This is a genomic window from Massilia sp. Root418 (genome assembly GCF_001425265.1).
Lineage (GTDB): Bacteria > Pseudomonadota > Gammaproteobacteria > Burkholderiales > Burkholderiaceae_D > Rugamonas.
Window position 1 is genome coordinate 989585 of sequence record NZ_LMEC01000001.1, and the last position, 17761, is coordinate 1007345.

Here is a 17761-nt window from a genome sequence, read left to right on the forward strand (position 1 = left end):
TTATGCAGGCTTGTAGGCGATGGCTTTGATTTCGATCAGCAGATGCGGGTGCGGCAGCTGGTGCACCGCCACCGTGGTGCGGGTGGGGCCGTCGTAGTCGAAGTACTCGCCGTAGATATCGTTATAGCCGCCGAAATCGTTCATGTTGACCAGGAAGGTGCTGATTTCGACGACGTCCTCCAGCCCTGCCCCGGCGCTGGCCAGGATGTCGCGCATGTTCTCGATCACCGCGCGGGTCTGCACGCGGATGTCGAGCCGGGTGGTGCCCATGGCGTCCACTTCCACGCCGGCCAGGCTATTGTCGGGCCGGCGCGAACTGGTGCCGGACACGAACAGGAAATCGCCTGCGCGCTTCAGGTGCGGGAACTTGCCGCGCGGGCGCGCCTTGCCCTCGACCAGGTGTGCCTGGGTGGCGGCGCCGTGTTTCGTGCCATGGCTCATGCTGCGCCTCCGGTCGAGAATTCCGCGCGGCCCAGGCCGCCAATCTCCACGCTCACGTGCAGCGCGGGCGCCAGCGCCTCGGCCGCCGTGGCTGCGCCTGCCATGATCAGCGAACCGGCGGGCAGCGTCAAGCCAGCGGCGCAGGCCAGGCGGCTGGCCTGCACCACGCTGCGCAGCGGGTTGCCCAGGATGGCGCCGGTGCTTCCCATGGCCACCGGACGGCCGTTAAAGCGCACGGTGACGCCCCGGTTGGCCAGGTTGCCCACGTCCGGCGAGAACTCGCCCACCACCACGCCGGCCGACGAGCAGTTGTCCGCGACCACGTCTTCCAGGTTGAACTTGAAATTGCGGAAGCGCGAATCGATGATTTCCATGGCAGGCGCCACGCCGGCCAGATAGCCTGCGGCCTCCAGCAGGGTCAGCGGCCGGTCGATGGCGCGGCTGGTGAGGAAACATAGCTCCGGCTCCACGCGCGGATGGATGAAGTGCTCCAGTGGCAGCGTGGCACCCTCCTCGTACAGCATGGCGTCCGTCAGCAGGCCCCAGATCAGGCTGTCGACCCCCATCTGCACCATCTTCGCGCGGCTGGTAAAGCCCAGCTTCACGCCCACCGGCCGTTCGCCACGCCCGTGGCGCAGCGCGATGGAGGCGCGCTGGATCTCGTAAGCCTGGGCCAGCGTGAAGCCGTGCACCGGCGCCAGCGGATCGGTCTCCCGGCGCAGGCGGGCGGCATCGTCCAGCGTGGCAGCCAGCCCGGCGACCAGGCCGGCGCGCACGCCCTGCCAGTCCGCGCCGCGCAGCATGTCGGCCGCGCCGCTCATGCCGCCACCTCTTGGCCGCCGCGGCGCAGCAGGTCCAGCGCGACATCCACGATCATGTCCTCCTGCCCGCCCACCATGCGCCGCTTGCCCAGCTCCACCAGGATGTCGATGGCCGGTACGCCGTAGCGCGCGGCAGCCGCCTCGGCGTGGCGCAGGAAACTCGAATACACGCCGGCATAGCCCAGCGCCAGGGTTTCGCGGTCCACCCGCACCGGGCGGTCCTGCAGCGGACGCACCAGGTCGTCGGCCGCGTTCATCAGCGCGAACAAGTCGGTGCCATGCTGCCAGCCCATGCGGTCCACGGCGGCGATGAACACTTCCAGCGGCGCGTTGCCGGCGCCCGCGCCCATGCCGGCCAGCGAGGCGTCGATCCGGTCGCAGCCGTTTTCCAGTGCCACGATGGAGTTGGCCACGCCCAGCGACAGGTTGTGGTGGGCGTGCATGCCGGTCTGGGTTTCGGGGCGCAGCGTGTCCTTGAAGGCCCAGAAGCGCTCTGCCACGTCGGTCATCGACAGCGCGCCGCCGGAATCGACCACGTACACGCACTGCGCGCCGTAAGATTCCATCAGCTTGGCCTGGCGCGCCAGCGCCTGCGGCGTGGTCATGTGGGACATCATCAGGAAGCCCACGGTATCCATGCCCAGCTTGCGCGCATGCTCGATGTGCTGGCGCGAGATGTCGGCCTCGGTGCAGTGGGTGGCAATGCGCACGATGCGCGCGCCGGCGCTGTAGGCAGCGTCCAGGTCGTGCACGGTGCCGATGCCGGGCAGCAGCAGCGTGGCGATGCGGGCGTGCTGCAGCACATCGGCCACCGCTTCTATCCATTCCAGGTCGGTGTGGGCGCCGAAGCCGTAGTTGAAGCTGGAGCCGCGCAGGCCGTCGCCGTGGGCGATTTCTATGCTGTCCACCCTGGCCGCGTCCAGCGCCCTGGCGATGGCGACCGCCTGCTCCAGCGAATACTGGTGGCGGATGGCGTGCATGCCGTCGCGCAGGGTCACGTCGGAGACGTAGATCTTGCCGTCTTTGCGGTTGTTATTGCTCATGTCTGCTCCTTTACTGCGCCAGCGCGCTGGCGGCAATCTGCTCGGCCGTGGCCAGCGCCGCCGACGTCATGATGTCCAGGTTGCCCGCGTAGGCCGGCAGGTAGTGCGCCGCGCCTTCCACTTCGATAAATACCGACACCTTCAAGCCATGCATCATGCCGATGCCGGGGATATTCAGCGGGCGCCCGGCCGGAATGCGCTCGAACTGCACCTGCTGCTTCAGGCGGTAGCCGGGCACGTAGGCATTCACGCGCCGCACCATGGCCTCCACCGAGGCCCGCACGCCGTCCTCGCTGGCGGCGGCGTCGGCCAGGCAGAATACGGTGTCGCGCATCATCAGCGGCGGCTCGGCCGGATTGAGCACGATGATGGCCTTGCCCTGTTCCGCGCCGCCCACCGAGACGATGGCGCGGGAAGTAGTTTCCGTGAACTCGTCGATATTGGCGCGCGTGCCCGGACCGGCCGATTTGCTGGCAATGGACGCCACGATCTCGGCATAGTGCACCTTCGCCACCTGCGACACGGCGCGCACGATGGGGATGGTGGCCTGGCCGCCGCAGGTGACCATGTTCAGGTTGGGACTGTGCAGGTGCTCTTCCAGGTTCACCACCGGCACCACGTAGGGGCCGATGGCGGCGGGCGTCAGGTCGATCACGCGCACGCCGTGCCATTGCAGCAGGCGGTTGTGCTCCGCGTGGGCGCCGGCCGACGTGGCGTCGAAGGCCAGCTTGATCTTGTCGAAGCCGGGCAGCGCGGCCAGGCCCGCCACGCCCTCGTGGGTGATGGGCACGCCCAGGCGCGCCGCGCGGGCCAGGCCGTCCGATTCGGGGTCGATGCCGGCCATGGCGCCCATTTTCAAGTGCTTGGCGTTGCGCATTACCTTGATCATCAGATCGGTGCCGATGTTGCCCGAACCGATGATGGCGACCGGCCAGCGCTGGTCGTCTTGTGTTGTGTGTTCCATTTTGTCTCCTGTTTTTGATGCTGTTGGCGGCTCCGCGGCGGGATACGGCTGCGCCTGACCCGCCCTGCGCGAACCCCGTCCGTGCCACGCGGGGCGGGTCAGCCCGCAGGGCTCAAGCCGCCGAACGCGGCGCGCACGCTGCCCAGTCCTTCGATATTCGCTTCGAACACGTCCCCCGGCAGCGCCGCGCACATCGGCCCCAGCGCGCCGGTCATGACGATGTCGCCGGCCTGCAGCGGGCTCCCGAGGCGGGCCATGGTATCGGCCAGCCAGATGGCGGCGCGCAAGGGGTTGCCCAGGCAGGCGGCGCCCGCACCGACCGACACCTGCTCGCCGCGCCGCTCCATCACCATGCCGCAGCCGGCAATGTCAAAGGCGTCCAGCTTCACCGGCCGGGAACCCAGTACGAACAAGCCGCTGGAGGCGTTGTCGGCGATGGTGTCGGCCAGCTTGATGTCCCAGTTGGCGATGCGGCTGCCGACGATTTCGATCGACGGCAAGGCATAGGCCGTGGCGCGCAGGATGTCGGCCACCGTATTGCGCTCATGCGGCAGCGAGCGCTCCAGCACCAGCGCGATTTCCGCTTCCACCTTGGGCTGCAGCACGCGCCCCGGGGCCACCTCCTCGCCGTCGCAAAGCGCCATGTCGGCGAACAGCATGCCGAAATCCGGCTGGTCGACGCCCAGCTGCTTTTGCACCGCCAGCGAGGTCAGGCCGATCTTGCGTCCCACCAGGCGCCGGCCGCGCACCAGCCAGCGCTCCGTGTTCAGTTTCTGCACCGCGTACGCCGCTTCCACGCCACCGTCGCCGAGCAGCCCGCGCACCGGCTGGCATGGCTCGCCGTGCTGCTGCGCGTCCCAGAGCAGGTCCGCCGCCTGTTGTATGTTCGTGCTCATGCCCGCTCCGCCTGCACGAAAGTGAACTCGATTTCCACCGAGGCGCCCAGCGGCAGCGCGCTCACACCGATGGAAGTGCGCGCCGGCGGAATGGTGCCGGCAGTGAACACGGCCTCCCAGGCGGCGTTGATCTCGCCGAACAGGTCCAGCCGGGTGGTGTAGATGCGGGCGATGAGCAGCTCGTCCAGCGACACGCCATAGTCCGGCAGCGCGCGCTGCAGGCTGCGCAGGATGGCGGCGGTTTCGGCGCCCGGCCCGCCGGACACCAGCTCGCCGCTGGCCGCGTCCAGCGCGATCATGCCGGACAGCTGGACGGTGCCGCCGATGCGCACGCAAGGGCTGTAGCGGAAGCGAGGCGCCGCGATGGCGGGCGATTGCACGGTGATGCGATTCATGTGGGACCTCACAGTTTGATGCAGATGTTGGCAACATCCGAATAGAAATCAAGCGAATAGCGGCCACCCTCGCGGCCCAGGCCTGAAAGCTTGACGCCGCCGAACGGCGTGCGCAGATCGCGCAGGTACCAAGTGTTGACCCACACCAGCCCGACGTGGATGCGGCGCGCCGCGCGGTGCGCGCGCGACAGGCTGGTGGTCCATAGCGCGCAGGCCAGGCCGTAGTCGCTGGCGTTCACGCGCTGCACCACTTCATCCTCCGTGTCGAACGGAGCGATGTGGCACACCGGGCCGAAAATCTCTTCCGTCACGCAGCGTGCGCTATCAGGCAGGCCGGTCCAGACGGTAGGCTGCACGTAGGCGCCCTGGTCGCGCGCGTCGCCGAAATGCGGCACACCGCCGCCCGCCACCACGGTGGCGCCTTCCTGCAGCGCCAGGCGGTAGTAGCCCAGCACCTTGTCGCGGTGCCCGTGCGAGATCAGCGGGCCCATGTCCACGCCTTGGTCGCCTGGATAGCCGGTCTTCAGCGCCTCCACCCGGGCCTTGACGGCGGCGACGAAGCGCTCGAAGATGGGACGCTGGACGTAGACGCGCTCCGAGCACAGGCACACCTGGCCGGAATTGGTGAAGGAGGAGCGCATCACGCCCGCCACGGCCGCGTCGAAGTCGGCGTCGGCAAACACCACGGCGGCGTTCTTGCCGCCCAGCTCAAACGATACCTCTTTCACGCCGTCCGCCACCGCCTTCATGATGGTGCTGCCGGTGCGCGACTCGCCGGTAAAGGTGATGGCGTCGATACCCGCGCTCTGCGTGAGGAACTGGCCGGCCGAATCGGCGCCGAAGCCGTGCACCAGGTTGAATACGCCGCGCGGCACGCCGGCGTCGTGCATCACCTCGGCCAGCAGCGTCGCGGTGGACGGCGACTCTTCGGACGGCTTGGCCACCACCGCGTTGCCGCAGGCGAGCGCCGGCGCCACTTTCCAGGTCAGCAGCAGCAGCGGCAGGTTCCATGGCGAGATGATGCCGACCACGCCGAGCGGCTTGCGCACCGTGTAGTTCAGCGCGCCGGTACCGTCTGCGGTGGCCATCTCGAAGGCGTCCGTGCTGGCGCCGGCGGCCAGGTCGGCGAAGGTGCGGAAGTTGGCGATGGCGCGCGGGATGTCGAGCTGGCGCGCCTGCTCGACCGGGCGGCCGGTGTCGGCCACTTCGGCGGCCACGAATTCGTCGAACCGGGCGGCGATGCCGTCGGCCACCTTGTGCAGCATGGCGGCGCGCTGCTGCACGCCCATGGCGCCCCAGGGCCCTTGCAGGGCGCGGCGCGCGGCAGCGACAGCCGCCTCCACGGTGGCATGGTCTGCCTCGCAGACCCGGTTGATCAGGCTGCCGTCGACCGGATTGATGTTGTCGAAGGTGGCCGCGCTGCCGGCGAATTCACCGTCGACGTAGTGGCGCAGCAGTGCTGGCGATGCAGGTTTCAAGTCGGTCTCCTATGTTCTCGTGTACAACCTGGAAACGAGTATAGAAAGACCTGGCAATAAAATATAATGAATATTTAGGCTCTGGACATGCCTAATTTTGATATCAGAGCCGGTGACTGGTCCTGCATGTGAGCGCGGCTGACCAAACGCGCGTGGCGAGGGGTCTGCTTAAAGCTCTGCGGCGGCCTGCGTCAGGCAGGCGATGAAGCGCGCGGCGGCCGGCGTGCTGGCGCGGTCTTCGCGCACCGAGTAGCCGATGCGGCCGAAGGCGCCGATGTCCCCCATCTCCAGGATCGACAGCAGCTTCAGTTGCGCGAAGTGCTGCGCCACGGCGCGCGGCATCAGGTTGATGGCCTGCATGGCCTGCATCAGGCCGATATTGGTCAACAGCGACAGCGACTCCACGATATTGCCCGGCATGGCCAGTCCGGCGTCCGAAAACAGGCGCTCGGCGGTGATGCGCGCCGGCGATTCCATCGGCGGCAGCAGCCAGGGCCAGGCCATCAGCTCGCGCAGGTCGATGCTGGTGCGCTGCGCCAGCGGGTGCTCGCTCCACACCACCGCGCACAGCGCTTCCTTGAACAGTTCCGCGTGGTGGAAGCTGTACATGCGCGCCAGCGGCAAGTCCGCTTCCGGCAGCCGGCCGACCACCAGGTCCAGCTCCCCGGTGGCCAGCGCCGGGAACAGGCGGTCCAGCGGGCCTTCGCGCACCGTCACCAGGATGCCCGGCCGCTCGGCCTTCAGCTTTGAGATGGCCAGCGGCAGCAGCCGCGCGGAGGCGGAGATCAGCGTGCCGACCACCACGTGGCCGGAGTCGCCGCTGCGGAAGGCATTCAATTCGTCGGTCAGGTAGCGCAGCTCGGCGATCACGGACTTCACGCGCGCGCCCAGCAAGGTGGCGTAGCAAGTCGGCACCACGCCGCGGTTGGTGCGCTCGAACAGCTCCACGCCCAGGTCCCCTTCCAGTTCCTGGATGGCCTTGGTGACGGCGGGCTGGGTGAGGTTCAGCTCCTTGGCCGCGCGCGCAATCGAGTGCGAGGCCAGGACGCGGTCAAAGATCAGCAAGGGCTTGAGCTTCAGGCGGCGCAGCATGCCGTCGGCCAGCGGCATGTTCGGCCGCGGCGAGTCCGTTGCCGGCGGCTGGCGGTCGTCAGCTTCCATGGCCGGCCTGGCGCTCGCGTAGCACTTCCAGCACGTGCACGCTGAGGCGGTTGGCGTGGTTGCGCATGGCGAGGTAGGCGCGCTCCGCATCCGAGGCCAGGATCGCATTGACGATGGCTTCGTGCTCATCGTGCGACTGCGCCAGGCGCCGCTCCACCCCGCCCTGCGCGGCGCGGAACTGGTTCAGCCTGGCGCGCAGCTTGTCGATGCTCTCGGCCAGGCTGCGGTTGTGCGCGCCGGTGCAGATCAGCTGGTGGAACTTGGCGTTGATCTCCAGGTAGCCGTCCTCGTCGCCGTGCTCCATGCACTCCACGCCCTGCAAATGGAACAGCTCCAGCTGCTTTTTCTGCACCGCGCTCATGCGCTCGGCGCTGATGCGGCAGCACAGCGCCTCCAGCTCGCCGAGCGCCTCCAGCGTATCGGCCAGCTCCTCCAGGCTGATGCTGACCACGATGCCGCCCTTGCGCGGCCGCAGTTCAAGCAGGCCGGCGTTGGCCAGTTCGCGGAATGCCTGCCGCACCGGCGTGCGCGAGACCTTGAAGCGTTCGGCAATGGCGTTTTCCTCCAGGCTCGCACCAGGTTCCACGGCGCCGTTGATGATTTCGTCTGCAAGGATGCGATAAAGCCGCATCGAAATGGTTTCCATGGTTATCTGATCTTGTTGTTTTGGTGAATATCGTCCGCCCCACACTATATCGCGAACAGGCGGTTCAGGGCAGCCAGTCCTTTGAACTCGAGCGCGTTGCCGGACGGGTCGCAGAAGAACATGGTGGACTGTTCGCCGGGCTGGCCGGCAAAGCGCACGTGCGGCGCCACCACGAAGCTCAGGCTTGCGGCGCGGGCGCGCTCGGCCAGCGCGGTCCAGTGCGGCATGTCGAGTACGATGCCGAAGTGCGGAACCGGCACGGCATCGCCGTCCACCAGGCCGCTGCCGGCGGCCGGCTGCAGGTCCGGCTTCAGGTGCAGCGAAAGCTGGTGGCCCATGCAGTCGAAATCGACCCAGCGTTCGGTGCTGCGGCCTTCGGTAAAACCGAGTACGCCGCCGTAGAAGGCGCGCGCCTCGTCCAGGTCGCGCACGAAGAAGGCTAGGTGGAAGGGAAACAGGGCTTGCATGGTCATCCTTTCAAAACAACGATAGCAGCATCCGGGTGCCGACCAGCAGCAACAGGCATGCGAACAGTTTCTTCAGCTTGGCCACCGGCAGCGCGTGCGCCATGCGCGCGCCCAGCGGCGCGGTCAGCATGCTGGCGGCGGCGATGGCGGCCAGCGCGGGCAGGTAGACAAAGCCCAGGCTGTGCTCGGGCAGCGCCGCCACGCGCCAGCCGTTGAGCACATAACCCGCCACGCCGGCGGCGGCGATGGGGAAGCCCAGCGCGGCCGACGTGCCGATCACGGTATGCAGCGGTACATTACACCATGTCATGAAGGGCACGGACAAGGTGCCGCCGCCGATGCCGACAAAGCTCGACACCACGCCGATGGCGCCGCCCGAGGCCAGCATGCCGCCCGTTGCAGGCAGCTGCCGGCTGGGTTTGGGCCTGATATTCAGCAGCATCTGCACCGCGACGAAGTAGGCGAAGCAAACGAAGATCAGCTTCAGCACCTTGGTGGACATGCCGGCCGCGAGCCAGACGCCCGCCAGCGTGCCGGCGACGATGCCGGGCGTGAGCCGCCGCACCACCGTCCAGTCCACCGCGCCGCGCTTGTGGTGCGAGCGCAGGCTGGCCACCGAGGTAAACAGGATGGACGCCATCGAGGTGCCCAGCGCCAGGTGCAGCGTGTACTCGGGCGGAAAATGATGGGCGGTGTAGACGAAGGTTAGTACCGGCACGATGACCGTGCCGCCGCCCACCCCGAGCAGCCCCGCCAGTACGCCGGCGCAGGCGCCGAGCGCGATATATAAGAGGATGTCCATGGTTTCTATAGAAAGGTGCAGGCCTGGCTGATATCGAGCCGTGGGCTGCGGGGGAACAGCCCGGCGGGGTCGCCGTAGCCCAGGTTGGAAAGAAAATTGACCTTGATGCGGCCGTCCGGGAAGAACTCGCGGTTGACGGCCGCCGCATCGAAGCCGGATAGCGGACCGCAGTCCAGGCCGAGCGCGCGCGCGGCCAGCATCAGCCAGGCCCCCTGCAGGCTGCTGTTGCGGAAGGCAGTGGCTTCGGCCAGCGCCGCACTGGCTTCGAACATGGCGCCTGCGCCGGGGCTGTGCGGGAACAGCTGCGGCAGGTGTTCGTGGAAGCGCGTGTCGTAGGCAATCACCGCCGCCACGGGCGCGCTGCGCACCTTTTCCACGTTGCCGGGACTAAGTGCCGGCAGCAGGCGCGCCTTGGCCTCGTCCGTGCGCAGGAACAGGAAGCGCGCCGGACAACCGTTCACGCTGGTGGGACAGAGCTTGGCCAGCTGGTACAGCTGCACCAGCAGCGCGTCGTCCACCGCGCGCGGCAGCCAGGCGTTGTGGGAGCGGGCGTGGCGGAACAGCAGGTCCAGCGCGTCGTCCGCCACCCGGTTTGGCGCGGCGGTCATGCACCCTCCGCGGCTTGCGGCTGGTAGGCCACCACCGTCAACTCCACCACCATGTGCGGATGCGGCAGCTGGTGCACGGCCACCGTGGTGCGCGCGGCGCGGCCGTTGAAGTGTTCGCCGTAGATGGCGTTATAGGCCTGGAAGTCCGCCATGTCGGTCAGGTAGGCGGTCACCGCCACGCAATCGGACAGGCGGGCGCCCGCCTGCGCCAGCGCCGCCTCCACCTTGGCGATCGCGATGCGGGTCTGGTGTGCCGCGTCGAACACCACGCCGCCCTGCGGCAGATGGCGCACGCCGGCAATGCTGCCATCGGCCTGGCGCGCGCTCATGCCCGAGACATGGATGAAGTCTCCCGCGCGGCAGTATGCCGGGTAGCGTCCCAGCGCGGCGACGCGCTGCACGGCCGCGCTCATGGCTGCTCCAGCGCGGCCATGGCGAAGCCGGCGGCCGCCAGCTCGGCCAGCAGCGACGCCTGCTGCTGCGCACTCAGCGGCGACAGCGGCGGACGCTGCACCTGCCACTGCTGCTGGCCGCGCGCATGGCCAATGGCCCATTTCAGCGCGGCGATCATCGGGTACTTCTGGAAGATCCGCCGGATGCGGTCCACCTGCTGCTGCGCCGCCGCGGCGCCCGGCGCCGCCCAATTGGCGCAAAGCGCCGAGATGGCGGCCGGATTGACGTTGATGGTGGCGGAAATGCAGCCGGCCGCACCCAGCGGCATGGCGCGGGTGAGGAAGCTCTCGGAAGCGGGAAAGATGGCCAGATGCGGGAAATTGCGCAGCATGGCTTCGATGTTGGCCCAGTCCCCATTGCTGTCTTTCACACCCGCGATCTGGTCCGGGTAACGCCTGGCCAGGCGCTCGATCAGGCCCAGGCTGATCGGCACACCCGAGAATGCCGGAATGTGGTACAGGAACAGGCGCAGGTTCGCATCGGCCACCCGCTCGATCAGTTCCGAGTAGTAGGCGAACAAGCCGTCGTCGCTCACGCCTTTGTAGAAAAATGGCGGCAGCACCAGCACGCCGGCGCAGCCGTGCAGCAGCGCGTGGCGGCTGAGCGCCACGGTATCCGGCAGCGCGCAGCCGCCGGTGCCGGGCAACGTACGGGAGAAGTCGATGCCGCGCCCGCTCAGGCGGTCCAGCAGCATCATGCGTTCTGCCAGCGACAGCGAGTTGGCCTCGCTGTTGGTGCCGAAGATGGCCAGTCCCGCGCCGTGCCGCTGCAGCCAGAGGCAGTGCGCGGCGTAGGCGTCGAAGTCGACGTCCAGGCCGGGTGTGAAAGGGGTGACGGCGGGCGCAAAGGCGCCGCTCAGCCGTGGTGCTGCCATGGTGATCTCTCCTGTTTATATTGTCGGGCGCGTGCTGTCGAGGAAATCGATCAGCGCGGGGCCGAAGCTGCGGTCCGCCGTGTCCAGGTGGGCGACGATGGAGGTATGGTTGTGGCCGGGGACTTGCAGGAACCGCAGTCCCTGCGCGCCGGCTTGCAGCGCGCGGTGGAAGAACTCGGCGCCGTAAGCGTCCAGGTGCGGGTTCTCATACTCGGCGATGGCGACCAGCGTGGGCAGGTCCAGGCGCCGGGCATGGGTGACGGGTGAACGCTGCTCGTAAAGCGACTCGTCGTTCCCCCAGTAGGCGCGCACGCCCGCCGCATTCGGGTTGCTCGGCAACGCATCCGCCCGCAGCCGCGCGCTGACCAGCACCAGGCCGGCCAGCCCGTGGCCCGCGCCTGGGCCGCCGGTGCCGCCGCTGCCGCCGGTGCCGCCAATATCCAGCGCGTAGCTGGCCGCGTGGGCGCCGCCGGCCGAATGCCCGATCAGCACGATGTGGCGGGGATTGCCGCCATAGCCGCCGATATGGGCGCGCAGCCAGGCCAGCGCCAGGGCCACGTCATCCGCGCCGCCGGGGAAAGGCGCTTCGGGCGCCAGCCGGTATTCCAGGTTCACCGCCACATAGCCATGGCGCGCCAGGTAGCGCGTAACGTTGCCGTAGATTTCGGCATTGCTGTTCATCTCGCCCCGCATGAACGCGCCGCCGTGCACGAATACCGCTACCGGCGCGCCGCTCAGCGGCGTGGCTGCGCTGCGGTAGATGTCCAGCCGCTGCCGGGCGTGGCCACCATAAGCGAGCCCCGCATCGACGGCGATGCCGGAACGGTCTGCAGCGGACAGCAGCGGCGTATAGATCTCCACCACCTGTTTGCGGTGCTGGTTGATGTCATGCGCCCACACCGGCCCCAGGGCCCGTAGCGCCGCCGCGTCCGCAGCCGGCAGGCCTTCGAATGGCCGCATCAATACACCCCCATGATATGGCTCAGCTGCGCGATATATTCGCCGTAGCGCGGATTGGTCTTCACGTGCTCGGGCCTGCGCGGGCGCGGCAGGTCGATGCAGATGTCGTGGATGATGCGGCCCGGACGGCCGGACATCACCAGCACCCGGTCCGACAGGAACACCGCCTCCTGGATGCTGTGCGTGACCAGCAGCACCGTCTTCATGTGCTCCTGCCAGATGCGCAGCAGCTCCACGTTGAGCAGGTCGCGCGTCAAGGCGTCCAGCGCGCCGAACGGTTCGTCCATCAGCAGGATTTTCGGGTCCAGCGCCAGGATCTGGCCGATGGAGGCGCGCTGCCGCATGCCGCCCGACAGCTGGTGCGGATAGCTGTTTTCGAAACCGGACAGGCCCAGCGTGCGCACCAGCTCGCGCACCCTGGCCGCCAGCGCCTCGCGCGGCAGCTTGCGCAGTTCCGCGCCGAGCAGCATGTTCTGCTCCACGGTCAGCCACGGCAGCATATTGCTGGCCTGGAAAACCACGCCGATCTCCGGCACCGGCTGCACCATGGCGCGGTTGCACACTTGCACCAGCCCTTCGCTGTGCGGCACCAGTCCCGCCACGATGCGCAGCAAGGTGCTTTTGCCGCAGCCGCTGGGGCCGAGGATGGAGACAAACTCGCGGTCGCGTACCGCCAGCGACACGTCCTCCAGCGCGTTGACCGGCTGCTTGCCCGGAAAGCGCTTCACCACGTTGGCCACGCGTATGACTTCCGGCTGGCCGGCGGCGCCGGCCGCCGCCTGCGCGGCGTCATCCGGCTTGTTCATTATCTTCAGGTTCATACCGCCTTCCCCCTCCACCACACCGCGCGCGACGCCACTTCCACCGCCCAGTACAGCAAACTGGCCAGCAGCGTGATCGCCAGGATGGCGGCAAACATCAGATCCGTCTGGGCGTTGGCCGTGGCCAGCGTCATCAAGTGTCCCAGTCCCTTTTCCGCGCCGATGAACTCACCGACGATGGCGCCGATCACCGCCAGCGGCATGGCAATCTTCACGCCGTCCACGAAGCTGGGCAGCGCGGACGGCAGCTGCAGGCGCAGCAAGGTGTCCCAGCGCGACGCGCCCAGTGCCCGGAAGTGCTCGTCCAGGTTGGCGGCAATGCCCGACAGTCCGCCCAGGGTGGCAATCACCAGCGGGAAGAAAGCGAACAGGAAGGTGGATGCCAGCTTTGACGCGAAGCCGTAGCCGAACCACACGATCATCAGCGGGGCCAGCGCGATCTTCGGCATGCTTTGCAGCGCCGTGATGAAGGGGTACAGCGTGCGCCGCGCGAAGCCGTTGAAATGGATCGCCACGCCCAGCACCACGCCGCCCACCACGGCCAGCGCGAAGCCGGCCAGCACTTCCAGCAGCGTGACCCAGCATTCGGCCAGCAGCAGCTCGCGCTGCTCCCAGCCCGCCGCCAATACCTTGCTCAGCGGCGGCATCAGGTAGCTGCGCACGCCGCTCAGCGCCACGCCGTACTCCCACAGGAGCGCGAACGCGCCCCAGAACAGCACCGTTTCCATGGTCCGTTTCATGTGCCCTCCTCAGCTCTTGCCGGACTTCGCATCCACCACCGCCTGCGGCGGCGGCACCACGAAATGCTTGAAACGGTACTGGTCGAAGGACTCGATGTTGCGCTCCCAGACCTTGGCTTGGTACCCGCTGCCCGGCGGTATCTGCGTCATCTCGCAATACACTTCCACGTTGTTGCCGTCCGGGTCCTTGAAGACCAGGAACAGGTTCTCGCCCGGGCCGTGCTTGCCGATGCCGCGCACGATCTCCACGCCGTGCGCCTTCAGCACTTCCACCGTGCGGTCGATCTCGGCGCGGTCTTCCACCAGGTAGGAAAAATGCTCCACCCCGGGACGGCCGTAGTGCGGCAGGTCGTCCATGCCGGGCGAACCGGGCGGGATTTGCGACAGTGCCAGGTCGTGGTGGTCCTGGCCGGCGCGCAGGAACACCATCTGGTCGCCGATCCAGTCGGACACGGTCAGGCCCACCACTTCCGTATAAAAGCGCGCAGACTTGTGGATGTCGCGCACCATCAGCACCAGGTGCCCGAGTTTTTTGGGTCGCAGCTTTTCCATCTCACTCTCCTACAAAACGGTTGGTATAGATTTCGGACGTCTTCACCGGTGCGGTCACGCTGAAAGCTTTCTTCACGAAGTCGGCGGTGGCCTGCATGCGCTCGTCGTGCATCCAGCCGGTCTTCTTCGCGCCCGCTTCCGGCGCATGCATCAATTCGCTGGTCTCCTCGATCTGCTGGCGCAGCACCGACTTGTCGATCAGCTTCTGCTGGCGGGCGATCAACTCCACTGCGTCGGCCGGGTTCTTCGCCTGGTATTCGTAGCCCCGGTAAGTGGCCGCCACGAAGCGCTTGACCAGGTCCGGATTGGAGGCGATCAGCTTTTCGCTGGTGACGATGCCATTGCCGTACAAGTTCAGTTTGAAGTCGCGGTAGCGCAGCGCGCCGAGCTTGATGTCGTTCTTCTGCGCCATCCGCTCCAGCACCGGCTTGTTGGCGCCCTCCCAGCATTCGGCCAGGTCGATCGATCCGTCCAGGAAAGCAGTGTTGATGACGGCGGGATCAAGGCGCAGCAGCTTCACGTGGTCCGGCGGAAGGTTATTGGCCGCCAGCCAGGCCGGGATCACGTTGTGCAGCGGCGATGCGGCGCCGCCGCCGATGACCAGGCCTTTCAGGTCGGCGATGGTCTTGATCTTGCGGTTCGGTTTTTCGACGTAGCACAGGGCCGCCGGCCAGCGCGTGTTGATGGCGCCTACCATGACGGTCTTGCCGCCCTGCGCGCGGTTCAGCATCACGCTGATCGGGTCGCCGTAGCCGAACTCGAACAGGCCCTGGTCCACTTCGTTCACGGTGCGCTGCCCGCCATAGCCTCGCGTGGCGCTCACGTCCAGCCCTGCCTCGGCGTAATAGCCCTTGGCGATGGCCACCAGCACGCCGCTGGTGCTGCCCTGCGGTAGCCAGGCCAGGTTGAAGCGCACCGTCTCCGCCGCCAGCGCGGGCGCGGCGCCGGCCATGGCGGCAGCGGCGGCCGTGGCCGTGACGGCGCGGCGCAGCAGGCGCCGGGACCTCATGCGGCCTCCTTGCGCGCAGGCGCTGCAACCACCCGGTTGCGGATGCTGCCTATGCTTTCGATGGTCGCCACCATCTCGTCGCCGGGCTTCAGGTAGACGCCGCGCCCCATGCCCACGCCGTTCGGCGTGCCGGTGGCCAGCAGGTCGCCCGGCTTCAGCGTCAGCATGCCGGACAGGTAGGCAATCTGCTCGGCGATGTTGAAGATCATGGCGTCGGCGGTATCGTCCTGCATCATCTCGCCGTTCACCGAAAGCTGCAGGCGCAGGCCTTGCGGGCGTTCGATGCAGGCGCGCGGCACCACCCAGGGGCCGATGGGGCCGAAAGTGTCGTGGCTTTTGCCGCGGAACCAATCATGCTTGAAGGGGTAGTCGCTGCGGCGGTTCAGGTCGCGTGCAGTGACGTCGTTGAACACCGTGTAGCCGGCGATGTAGTCGTATGCCTCTTCCACGCTGACATTGCGGCAGGTTTTGCCGATGATGACGCCCAGCTCCACTTCCCAGTCCAGCTTCTCCGTATCGGCCGGCATGACCACGTCGGTATCGGTGGCGGTGACGCTGGTTTCCGCCTTCATGAAGCAGAACGGCGCGCTTTCCTCGCGCGGCGCCAGTTCGGTGCCCATTTCGCGGGCGTGCTCGTAGAAGTTGGACGCCGCGCCGAAGATGCGGCCCGGCGTGTACGGCACGCCAACGCGGTAGGACTGCGGCGGCAGCGCCGCCACGCGGCCCGCGCGCAGCAGCCCGGGCAACGCATGCGCCATCTGGCTGAACAGCGGCGCCGCTGCGCCCCAGTCGGCTAGCGCGGCGTTCAAGTCCGCCGCCACGCGCGGCTGGTTGCCGGCCACGCCCAGCGCCCCCGCCTCCACCAGCTGGCCGATGTCGTACAGCGCCTCGCCCACCACCAGCGCCAGTTTCGCGCCCGCTCCGCCCTGCTTCAGTTCATATCTTGCGATTGCATGCCACATCGTTTGTCTCCTTGTTGTTGATAGGAATACGATAATGTCTATCCGTATACATAGCAAGGTAAATGTGTGAAAATTTTCCTCACTTAAAATACGGGGGATGAAAAATGGACTTTTCGATGAAGCCGCAGGTGCTCCTGCTGATCAGCATGGCGGCGCCGTTTGTGGCAGAAATACAGAGCCGCTGGCCCTTGGCCGCGTTGCCGGATGCGGCCGCGCTGGAGCGGCTGGCGCGTAACGCTCCCGCGCAGCTGGCGGGCGTGCGCGTGGCCATCACCAACGGCAGCACCGGCCTGCAGGCGGCGCAGATGGACGCGCTGCCGGCGCTGCGCCTGGTGTGCAGCTACGGCGCCGGCTACGAGAACATCGACCTGGCGGCGGCCGGTGCGCGCGGCATCGCGGTGACGCACGCGCCGGGCGTGAACAACGCCACCGTGGCGGACCATGCGCTGGCGCTGATGCTCGCCAGCGCGCGCGGCTTGCCGGGCCTGGACCGGGCCGTGAAGGCAGGCCATTGGCTGGCGCACCGCATGGCGAGGCCCGCCGTGCATGGCAAGCGGCTGGGCATTGTCGGCATGGGAAATATCGGCGCGTTGATTGCGCGGCGGGCTGCGGCATTCGACATGGAGATCGCCTACACCACGCGCAGCGCCAGGCCGGAGCTGCCTTACCGGCACGTGGCCAGCGTGCTCGAACTGGCGCGCGCGAGCGACTACCTGGTGCTGGCCTGCCCCGGCGGCGCGGCCACGCGGCACCTGGTAAACGCCGACGTCCTGAAGGCGCTCGGGCCGCAGGGCTTCCTGGTCAATATCGCGCGCGGCAGCGTGGTGGACACGGCGGCCCTGGTGCAGGCGCTGGAGCGGGGAACCATCGCCGGCGCGGCGCTGGACGTGATCGAGAACGAACCGGCGCTGCCCCCGGGAGCAGCCCTGCTGGATACGCTGATCCTGACGCCGCACATCTCAGGCCGCTCGCCGGAAGCGCAGCTGGCGCAGCATGAAGTCCTGCTGGCCAACCTCGCCGCACACTTCGCCGGCGGCGCTTTGCTGCACGCGCTTAGGTAGCGCCGCCAACGATCCCGGCGCGGTCCGCAACCAGGTCCGGATTGCGCAAGGCGGGGCCGGCGCTGCTCGCATCGGCGCCCACGTCCTTCACGGCGCCGCCCCAGCCATGGTCGGTCAGGTCGACGATCACGCCGTTCGGATCGCGGTATTTCACTTCATAGAAGATATTGCCCTTCACCGGTACTTCGCCCATGTAGTAGGTGCCGCCGGCCGCTTCCGCGCTGGCGCGCGCAGCGCCGATTTCATCGACCCACATGCCGATGTGGTGCAGGCCGACGAAGTCGCGGCCGCGCTCCCCCGCCGCCTCGTCGGTCTTGTAGTTCAGCAGCGCGATCGACATCACGCCGTCGCTCAGGTACACCCCGCGCGCAAGCGAGGAATCGGTTTCGCCCACCTTGCGGAAGCCGAAAGCGTTGACGTAGAACTCGGCCGTCTTCCATGGATCGGGAACGGAAATGGCGATATGGCGCAGCTTGGTGCTCATGGTTTCTCCAGTGTTGTGGTTGATCTGCCGCTCCATTCTAACGAGGTGAAATTTATATGTATACATTTAAATACACTGGCACACATCGGTATACAGATGGAAAGCAGGGGTATAAGATCGGGT

At 67.5% G+C, this 17761-nt stretch carries 22 protein-coding genes; 1 reads left to right on the plus strand and 21 read right to left on the minus strand.

What is annotated here, in order from left to right; translation table 11 throughout:
* The 20 genes from ASC94_RS04085 to ASC94_RS04180 form a co-directional block, all read right to left on the minus strand.
* Positions 1 to 441, minus strand: coding sequence for a RidA family protein (locus tag ASC94_RS04085; RefSeq protein WP_056391059.1), 441 nt, complete (start codon positions 439 to 441; stop codon positions 1 to 3).
* Entirely contained in the window at positions 438 to 1244 is an 807-nt protein-coding gene (locus tag ASC94_RS04090; protein WP_056392126.1) for a 2-keto-4-pentenoate hydratase, read from the minus strand. The genes ASC94_RS04085 and ASC94_RS04090 overlap by 4 nt, the downstream gene beginning before the upstream one ends.
* A gap of 14 nt (positions 1245 to 1258) precedes the next feature.
* Positions 1259 to 2305, minus strand: a complete 1047-nt coding sequence (gene dmpG / locus ASC94_RS04095; protein WP_056391062.1) for a 4-hydroxy-2-oxovalerate aldolase — start codon at positions 2303 to 2305, stop codon at positions 1259 to 1261.
* Between the two features lie 10 nt (positions 2306 to 2315).
* On the minus strand, positions 2316 to 3269 hold the full coding sequence (locus tag ASC94_RS04100) for an acetaldehyde dehydrogenase (acetylating) (RefSeq protein WP_056391067.1): 954 nt from the start codon (positions 3267 to 3269) through the stop codon (positions 2316 to 2318).
* 98 nt (positions 3270 to 3367) lie between these two features.
* Positions 3368 to 4165: a 2-keto-4-pentenoate hydratase gene (locus tag ASC94_RS04105; protein ID WP_056391070.1), complete on the minus strand. Its 798-nt coding sequence runs from the start codon at positions 4163 to 4165 to the stop codon at positions 3368 to 3370.
* Complete coding sequence (locus ASC94_RS04110; protein ID WP_056391072.1) at positions 4162 to 4560, minus strand: RidA family protein; 399 nt, start codon at positions 4558 to 4560, stop codon at positions 4162 to 4164. Before ASC94_RS04110 ends, ASC94_RS04105 begins: the two co-directional genes overlap by 4 nt.
* Before the next feature lie 8 nt (positions 4561 to 4568).
* Positions 4569 to 6038, minus strand: coding sequence for a 2-hydroxymuconic semialdehyde dehydrogenase (locus ASC94_RS04115; RefSeq protein WP_056391075.1), 1470 nt, complete (start codon positions 6036 to 6038; stop codon positions 4569 to 4571).
* 168 nt (positions 6039 to 6206) lie between these two features.
* Complete coding sequence (locus ASC94_RS04120; protein ID WP_056391078.1) at positions 6207 to 7199, minus strand: LysR substrate-binding domain-containing protein; 993 nt, start codon at positions 7197 to 7199, stop codon at positions 6207 to 6209.
* A complete protein-coding gene (locus ASC94_RS04125; protein WP_056391081.1) occupies positions 7189 to 7845 on the minus strand; it encodes a GntR family transcriptional regulator in 657 nt (218 codons plus the stop codon). Before ASC94_RS04125 ends, ASC94_RS04120 begins: the two co-directional genes overlap by 11 nt.
* A 44-nt stretch (positions 7846 to 7889) precedes the next feature.
* Positions 7890 to 8312 (minus strand): VOC family protein, encoded by a 423-nt coding sequence (locus ASC94_RS04130; RefSeq protein WP_056392128.1) that lies wholly within the window; start codon positions 8310 to 8312, stop codon positions 7890 to 7892.
* A gap of 10 nt (positions 8313 to 8322) precedes the next feature.
* Positions 8323 to 9114 carry a sulfite exporter TauE/SafE family protein gene (locus tag ASC94_RS04135; protein ID WP_056391085.1) on the minus strand — a complete coding sequence of 264 codons (792 nt, stop codon included), beginning with the start codon at positions 9112 to 9114 and terminating at the stop codon, positions 8323 to 8325.
* Between the two features lie 5 nt (positions 9115 to 9119).
* The gene (locus tag ASC94_RS04140) at positions 9120 to 9722 is read right to left on the minus strand and encodes a malonic semialdehyde reductase (protein WP_056391088.1); all 603 of its coding nucleotides are present in this window, start codon (positions 9720 to 9722) and stop codon (positions 9120 to 9122) included.
* Positions 9719 to 10135, minus strand: a complete 417-nt coding sequence (locus ASC94_RS04145; RefSeq protein WP_056391091.1) for a RidA family protein — start codon at positions 10133 to 10135, stop codon at positions 9719 to 9721. Before ASC94_RS04145 ends, ASC94_RS04140 begins: the two co-directional genes overlap by 4 nt.
* Entirely contained in the window at positions 10132 to 11049 is a 918-nt protein-coding gene (locus tag ASC94_RS04150) for a dihydrodipicolinate synthase family protein (protein ID WP_056391095.1), read from the minus strand. The genes ASC94_RS04145 and ASC94_RS04150 overlap by 4 nt, the downstream gene beginning before the upstream one ends.
* Before the next feature lie 15 nt (positions 11050 to 11064).
* Positions 11065 to 12009, minus strand: coding sequence for an alpha/beta hydrolase (locus ASC94_RS04155; RefSeq protein ID WP_056391099.1), 945 nt, complete (start codon positions 12007 to 12009; stop codon positions 11065 to 11067).
* On the minus strand, positions 12009 to 12815 hold the full coding sequence (locus ASC94_RS04160) for an ABC transporter ATP-binding protein (protein WP_082616237.1): 807 nt from the start codon (positions 12813 to 12815) through the stop codon (positions 12009 to 12011). The genes ASC94_RS04155 and ASC94_RS04160 overlap by 1 nt, the downstream gene beginning before the upstream one ends.
* An 11-nt stretch (positions 12816 to 12826) precedes the next feature.
* Positions 12827 to 13570 (minus strand): ABC transporter permease, encoded by a 744-nt coding sequence (locus tag ASC94_RS04165; RefSeq protein WP_056391102.1) that lies wholly within the window; start codon positions 13568 to 13570, stop codon positions 12827 to 12829.
* A gap of 9 nt (positions 13571 to 13579) precedes the next feature.
* Entirely contained in the window at positions 13580 to 14122 is a 543-nt protein-coding gene (locus ASC94_RS04170; RefSeq protein WP_056391105.1) for a VOC family protein, read from the minus strand.
* A 1-nt stretch (position 14123) separates the two neighbouring features.
* Complete coding sequence (locus ASC94_RS04175; RefSeq protein WP_056391107.1) at positions 14124 to 15131, minus strand: ABC transporter substrate-binding protein; 1008 nt, start codon at positions 15129 to 15131, stop codon at positions 14124 to 14126.
* Positions 15128 to 16093: a fumarylacetoacetate hydrolase family protein gene (locus ASC94_RS04180; RefSeq protein WP_056391109.1), complete on the minus strand. Its 966-nt coding sequence runs from the start codon at positions 16091 to 16093 to the stop codon at positions 15128 to 15130. The genes ASC94_RS04175 and ASC94_RS04180 overlap by 4 nt, the downstream gene beginning before the upstream one ends.
* A gap of 104 nt (positions 16094 to 16197) precedes the next feature.
* On the opposite strand from ASC94_RS04180, the gene ASC94_RS04185 reads away from it, so the two are divergent.
* Positions 16198 to 17154, plus strand: coding sequence for a 2-hydroxyacid dehydrogenase (locus ASC94_RS04185; protein ID WP_229417158.1), 957 nt, complete (start codon positions 16198 to 16200; stop codon positions 17152 to 17154).
* Here ASC94_RS04185 and ASC94_RS04190 read toward each other — a convergent pair.
* Positions 17147 to 17638, minus strand: a complete 492-nt coding sequence (locus ASC94_RS04190) for a VOC family protein (protein WP_056391112.1) — start codon at positions 17636 to 17638, stop codon at positions 17147 to 17149. The two genes, ASC94_RS04185 and ASC94_RS04190, sit on opposite strands and share 8 nt — an antisense overlap.
* Positions 17639 to 17761 lie beyond the last annotated feature (123 nt).

What these genes read in the sequence shown, in the direction of transcription:
- ASC94_RS04085 (WP_056391059.1), bottom strand. Translation starts at nt 441, where the DNA reads ATGAGCCATGGCACGAAACACGGCGCCGCCACCCAGGCACACCTGGTC.
- ASC94_RS04090 (WP_056392126.1), bottom strand. Translation starts at nt 1,244, where the DNA reads ATGCTGCGCGGCGCGGACTGGCAGGGCGTGCGCGCCGGCCTGGTCGCC.
- dmpG (WP_056391062.1), bottom strand. Translation starts at nt 2,305, where the DNA reads ATGAGCAATAACAACCGCAAAGACGGCAAGATCTACGTCTCCGACGTG.
- ASC94_RS04100 (WP_056391067.1), bottom strand. Translation starts at nt 3,269, where the DNA reads ATGGAACACACAACACAAGACGACCAGCGCTGGCCGGTCGCCATCATC.
- ASC94_RS04105 (WP_056391070.1), bottom strand. Translation starts at nt 4,165, where the DNA reads ATGAGCACGAACATACAACAGGCGGCGGACCTGCTCTGGGACGCGCAG.
- ASC94_RS04110 (WP_056391072.1), bottom strand. Translation starts at nt 4,560, where the DNA reads ATGAATCGCATCACCGTGCAATCGCCCGCCATCGCGGCGCCTCGCTTC.
- ASC94_RS04120 (WP_056391078.1), bottom strand. Translation starts at nt 7,199, where the DNA reads ATGGAAGCTGACGACCGCCAGCCGCCGGCAACGGACTCGCCGCGGCCG.
- ASC94_RS04125 (WP_056391081.1), bottom strand. Translation starts at nt 7,845, where the DNA reads ATGGAAACCATTTCGATGCGGCTTTATCGCATCCTTGCAGACGAAATC.
- ASC94_RS04130 (WP_056392128.1), bottom strand. Translation starts at nt 8,312, where the DNA reads ATGCAAGCCCTGTTTCCCTTCCACCTAGCCTTCTTCGTGCGCGACCTG.
- ASC94_RS04135 (WP_056391085.1), bottom strand. Translation starts at nt 9,114, where the DNA reads ATGGACATCCTCTTATATATCGCGCTCGGCGCCTGCGCCGGCGTACTG.
- ASC94_RS04140 (WP_056391088.1), bottom strand. Translation starts at nt 9,722, where the DNA reads ATGACCGCCGCGCCAAACCGGGTGGCGGACGACGCGCTGGACCTGCTG.
- ASC94_RS04145 (WP_056391091.1), bottom strand. Translation starts at nt 10,135, where the DNA reads ATGAGCGCGGCCGTGCAGCGCGTCGCCGCGCTGGGACGCTACCCGGCA.
- ASC94_RS04150 (WP_056391095.1), bottom strand. Translation starts at nt 11,049, where the DNA reads ATGGCAGCACCACGGCTGAGCGGCGCCTTTGCGCCCGCCGTCACCCCT.
- ASC94_RS04155 (WP_056391099.1), bottom strand. Translation starts at nt 12,009, where the DNA reads ATGCGGCCATTCGAAGGCCTGCCGGCTGCGGACGCGGCGGCGCTACGG.
- ASC94_RS04160 (WP_082616237.1), bottom strand. Translation starts at nt 12,815, where the DNA reads ATGAACAAGCCGGATGACGCCGCGCAGGCGGCGGCCGGCGCCGCCGGC.
- ASC94_RS04165 (WP_056391102.1), bottom strand. Translation starts at nt 13,570, where the DNA reads ATGAAACGGACCATGGAAACGGTGCTGTTCTGGGGCGCGTTCGCGCTC.
- ASC94_RS04170 (WP_056391105.1), bottom strand. Translation starts at nt 14,122, where the DNA reads ATGGAAAAGCTGCGACCCAAAAAACTCGGGCACCTGGTGCTGATGGTG.
- ASC94_RS04175 (WP_056391107.1), bottom strand. Translation starts at nt 15,131, where the DNA reads ATGAGGTCCCGGCGCCTGCTGCGCCGCGCCGTCACGGCCACGGCCGCC.
- ASC94_RS04180 (WP_056391109.1), bottom strand. Translation starts at nt 16,093, where the DNA reads ATGTGGCATGCAATCGCAAGATATGAACTGAAGCAGGGCGGAGCGGGC.
- ASC94_RS04185 (WP_229417158.1), top strand. Translation starts at nt 16,198, where the DNA reads ATGGACTTTTCGATGAAGCCGCAGGTGCTCCTGCTGATCAGCATGGCG.
- ASC94_RS04190 (WP_056391112.1), bottom strand. Translation starts at nt 17,638, where the DNA reads ATGAGCACCAAGCTGCGCCATATCGCCATTTCCGTTCCCGATCCATGG.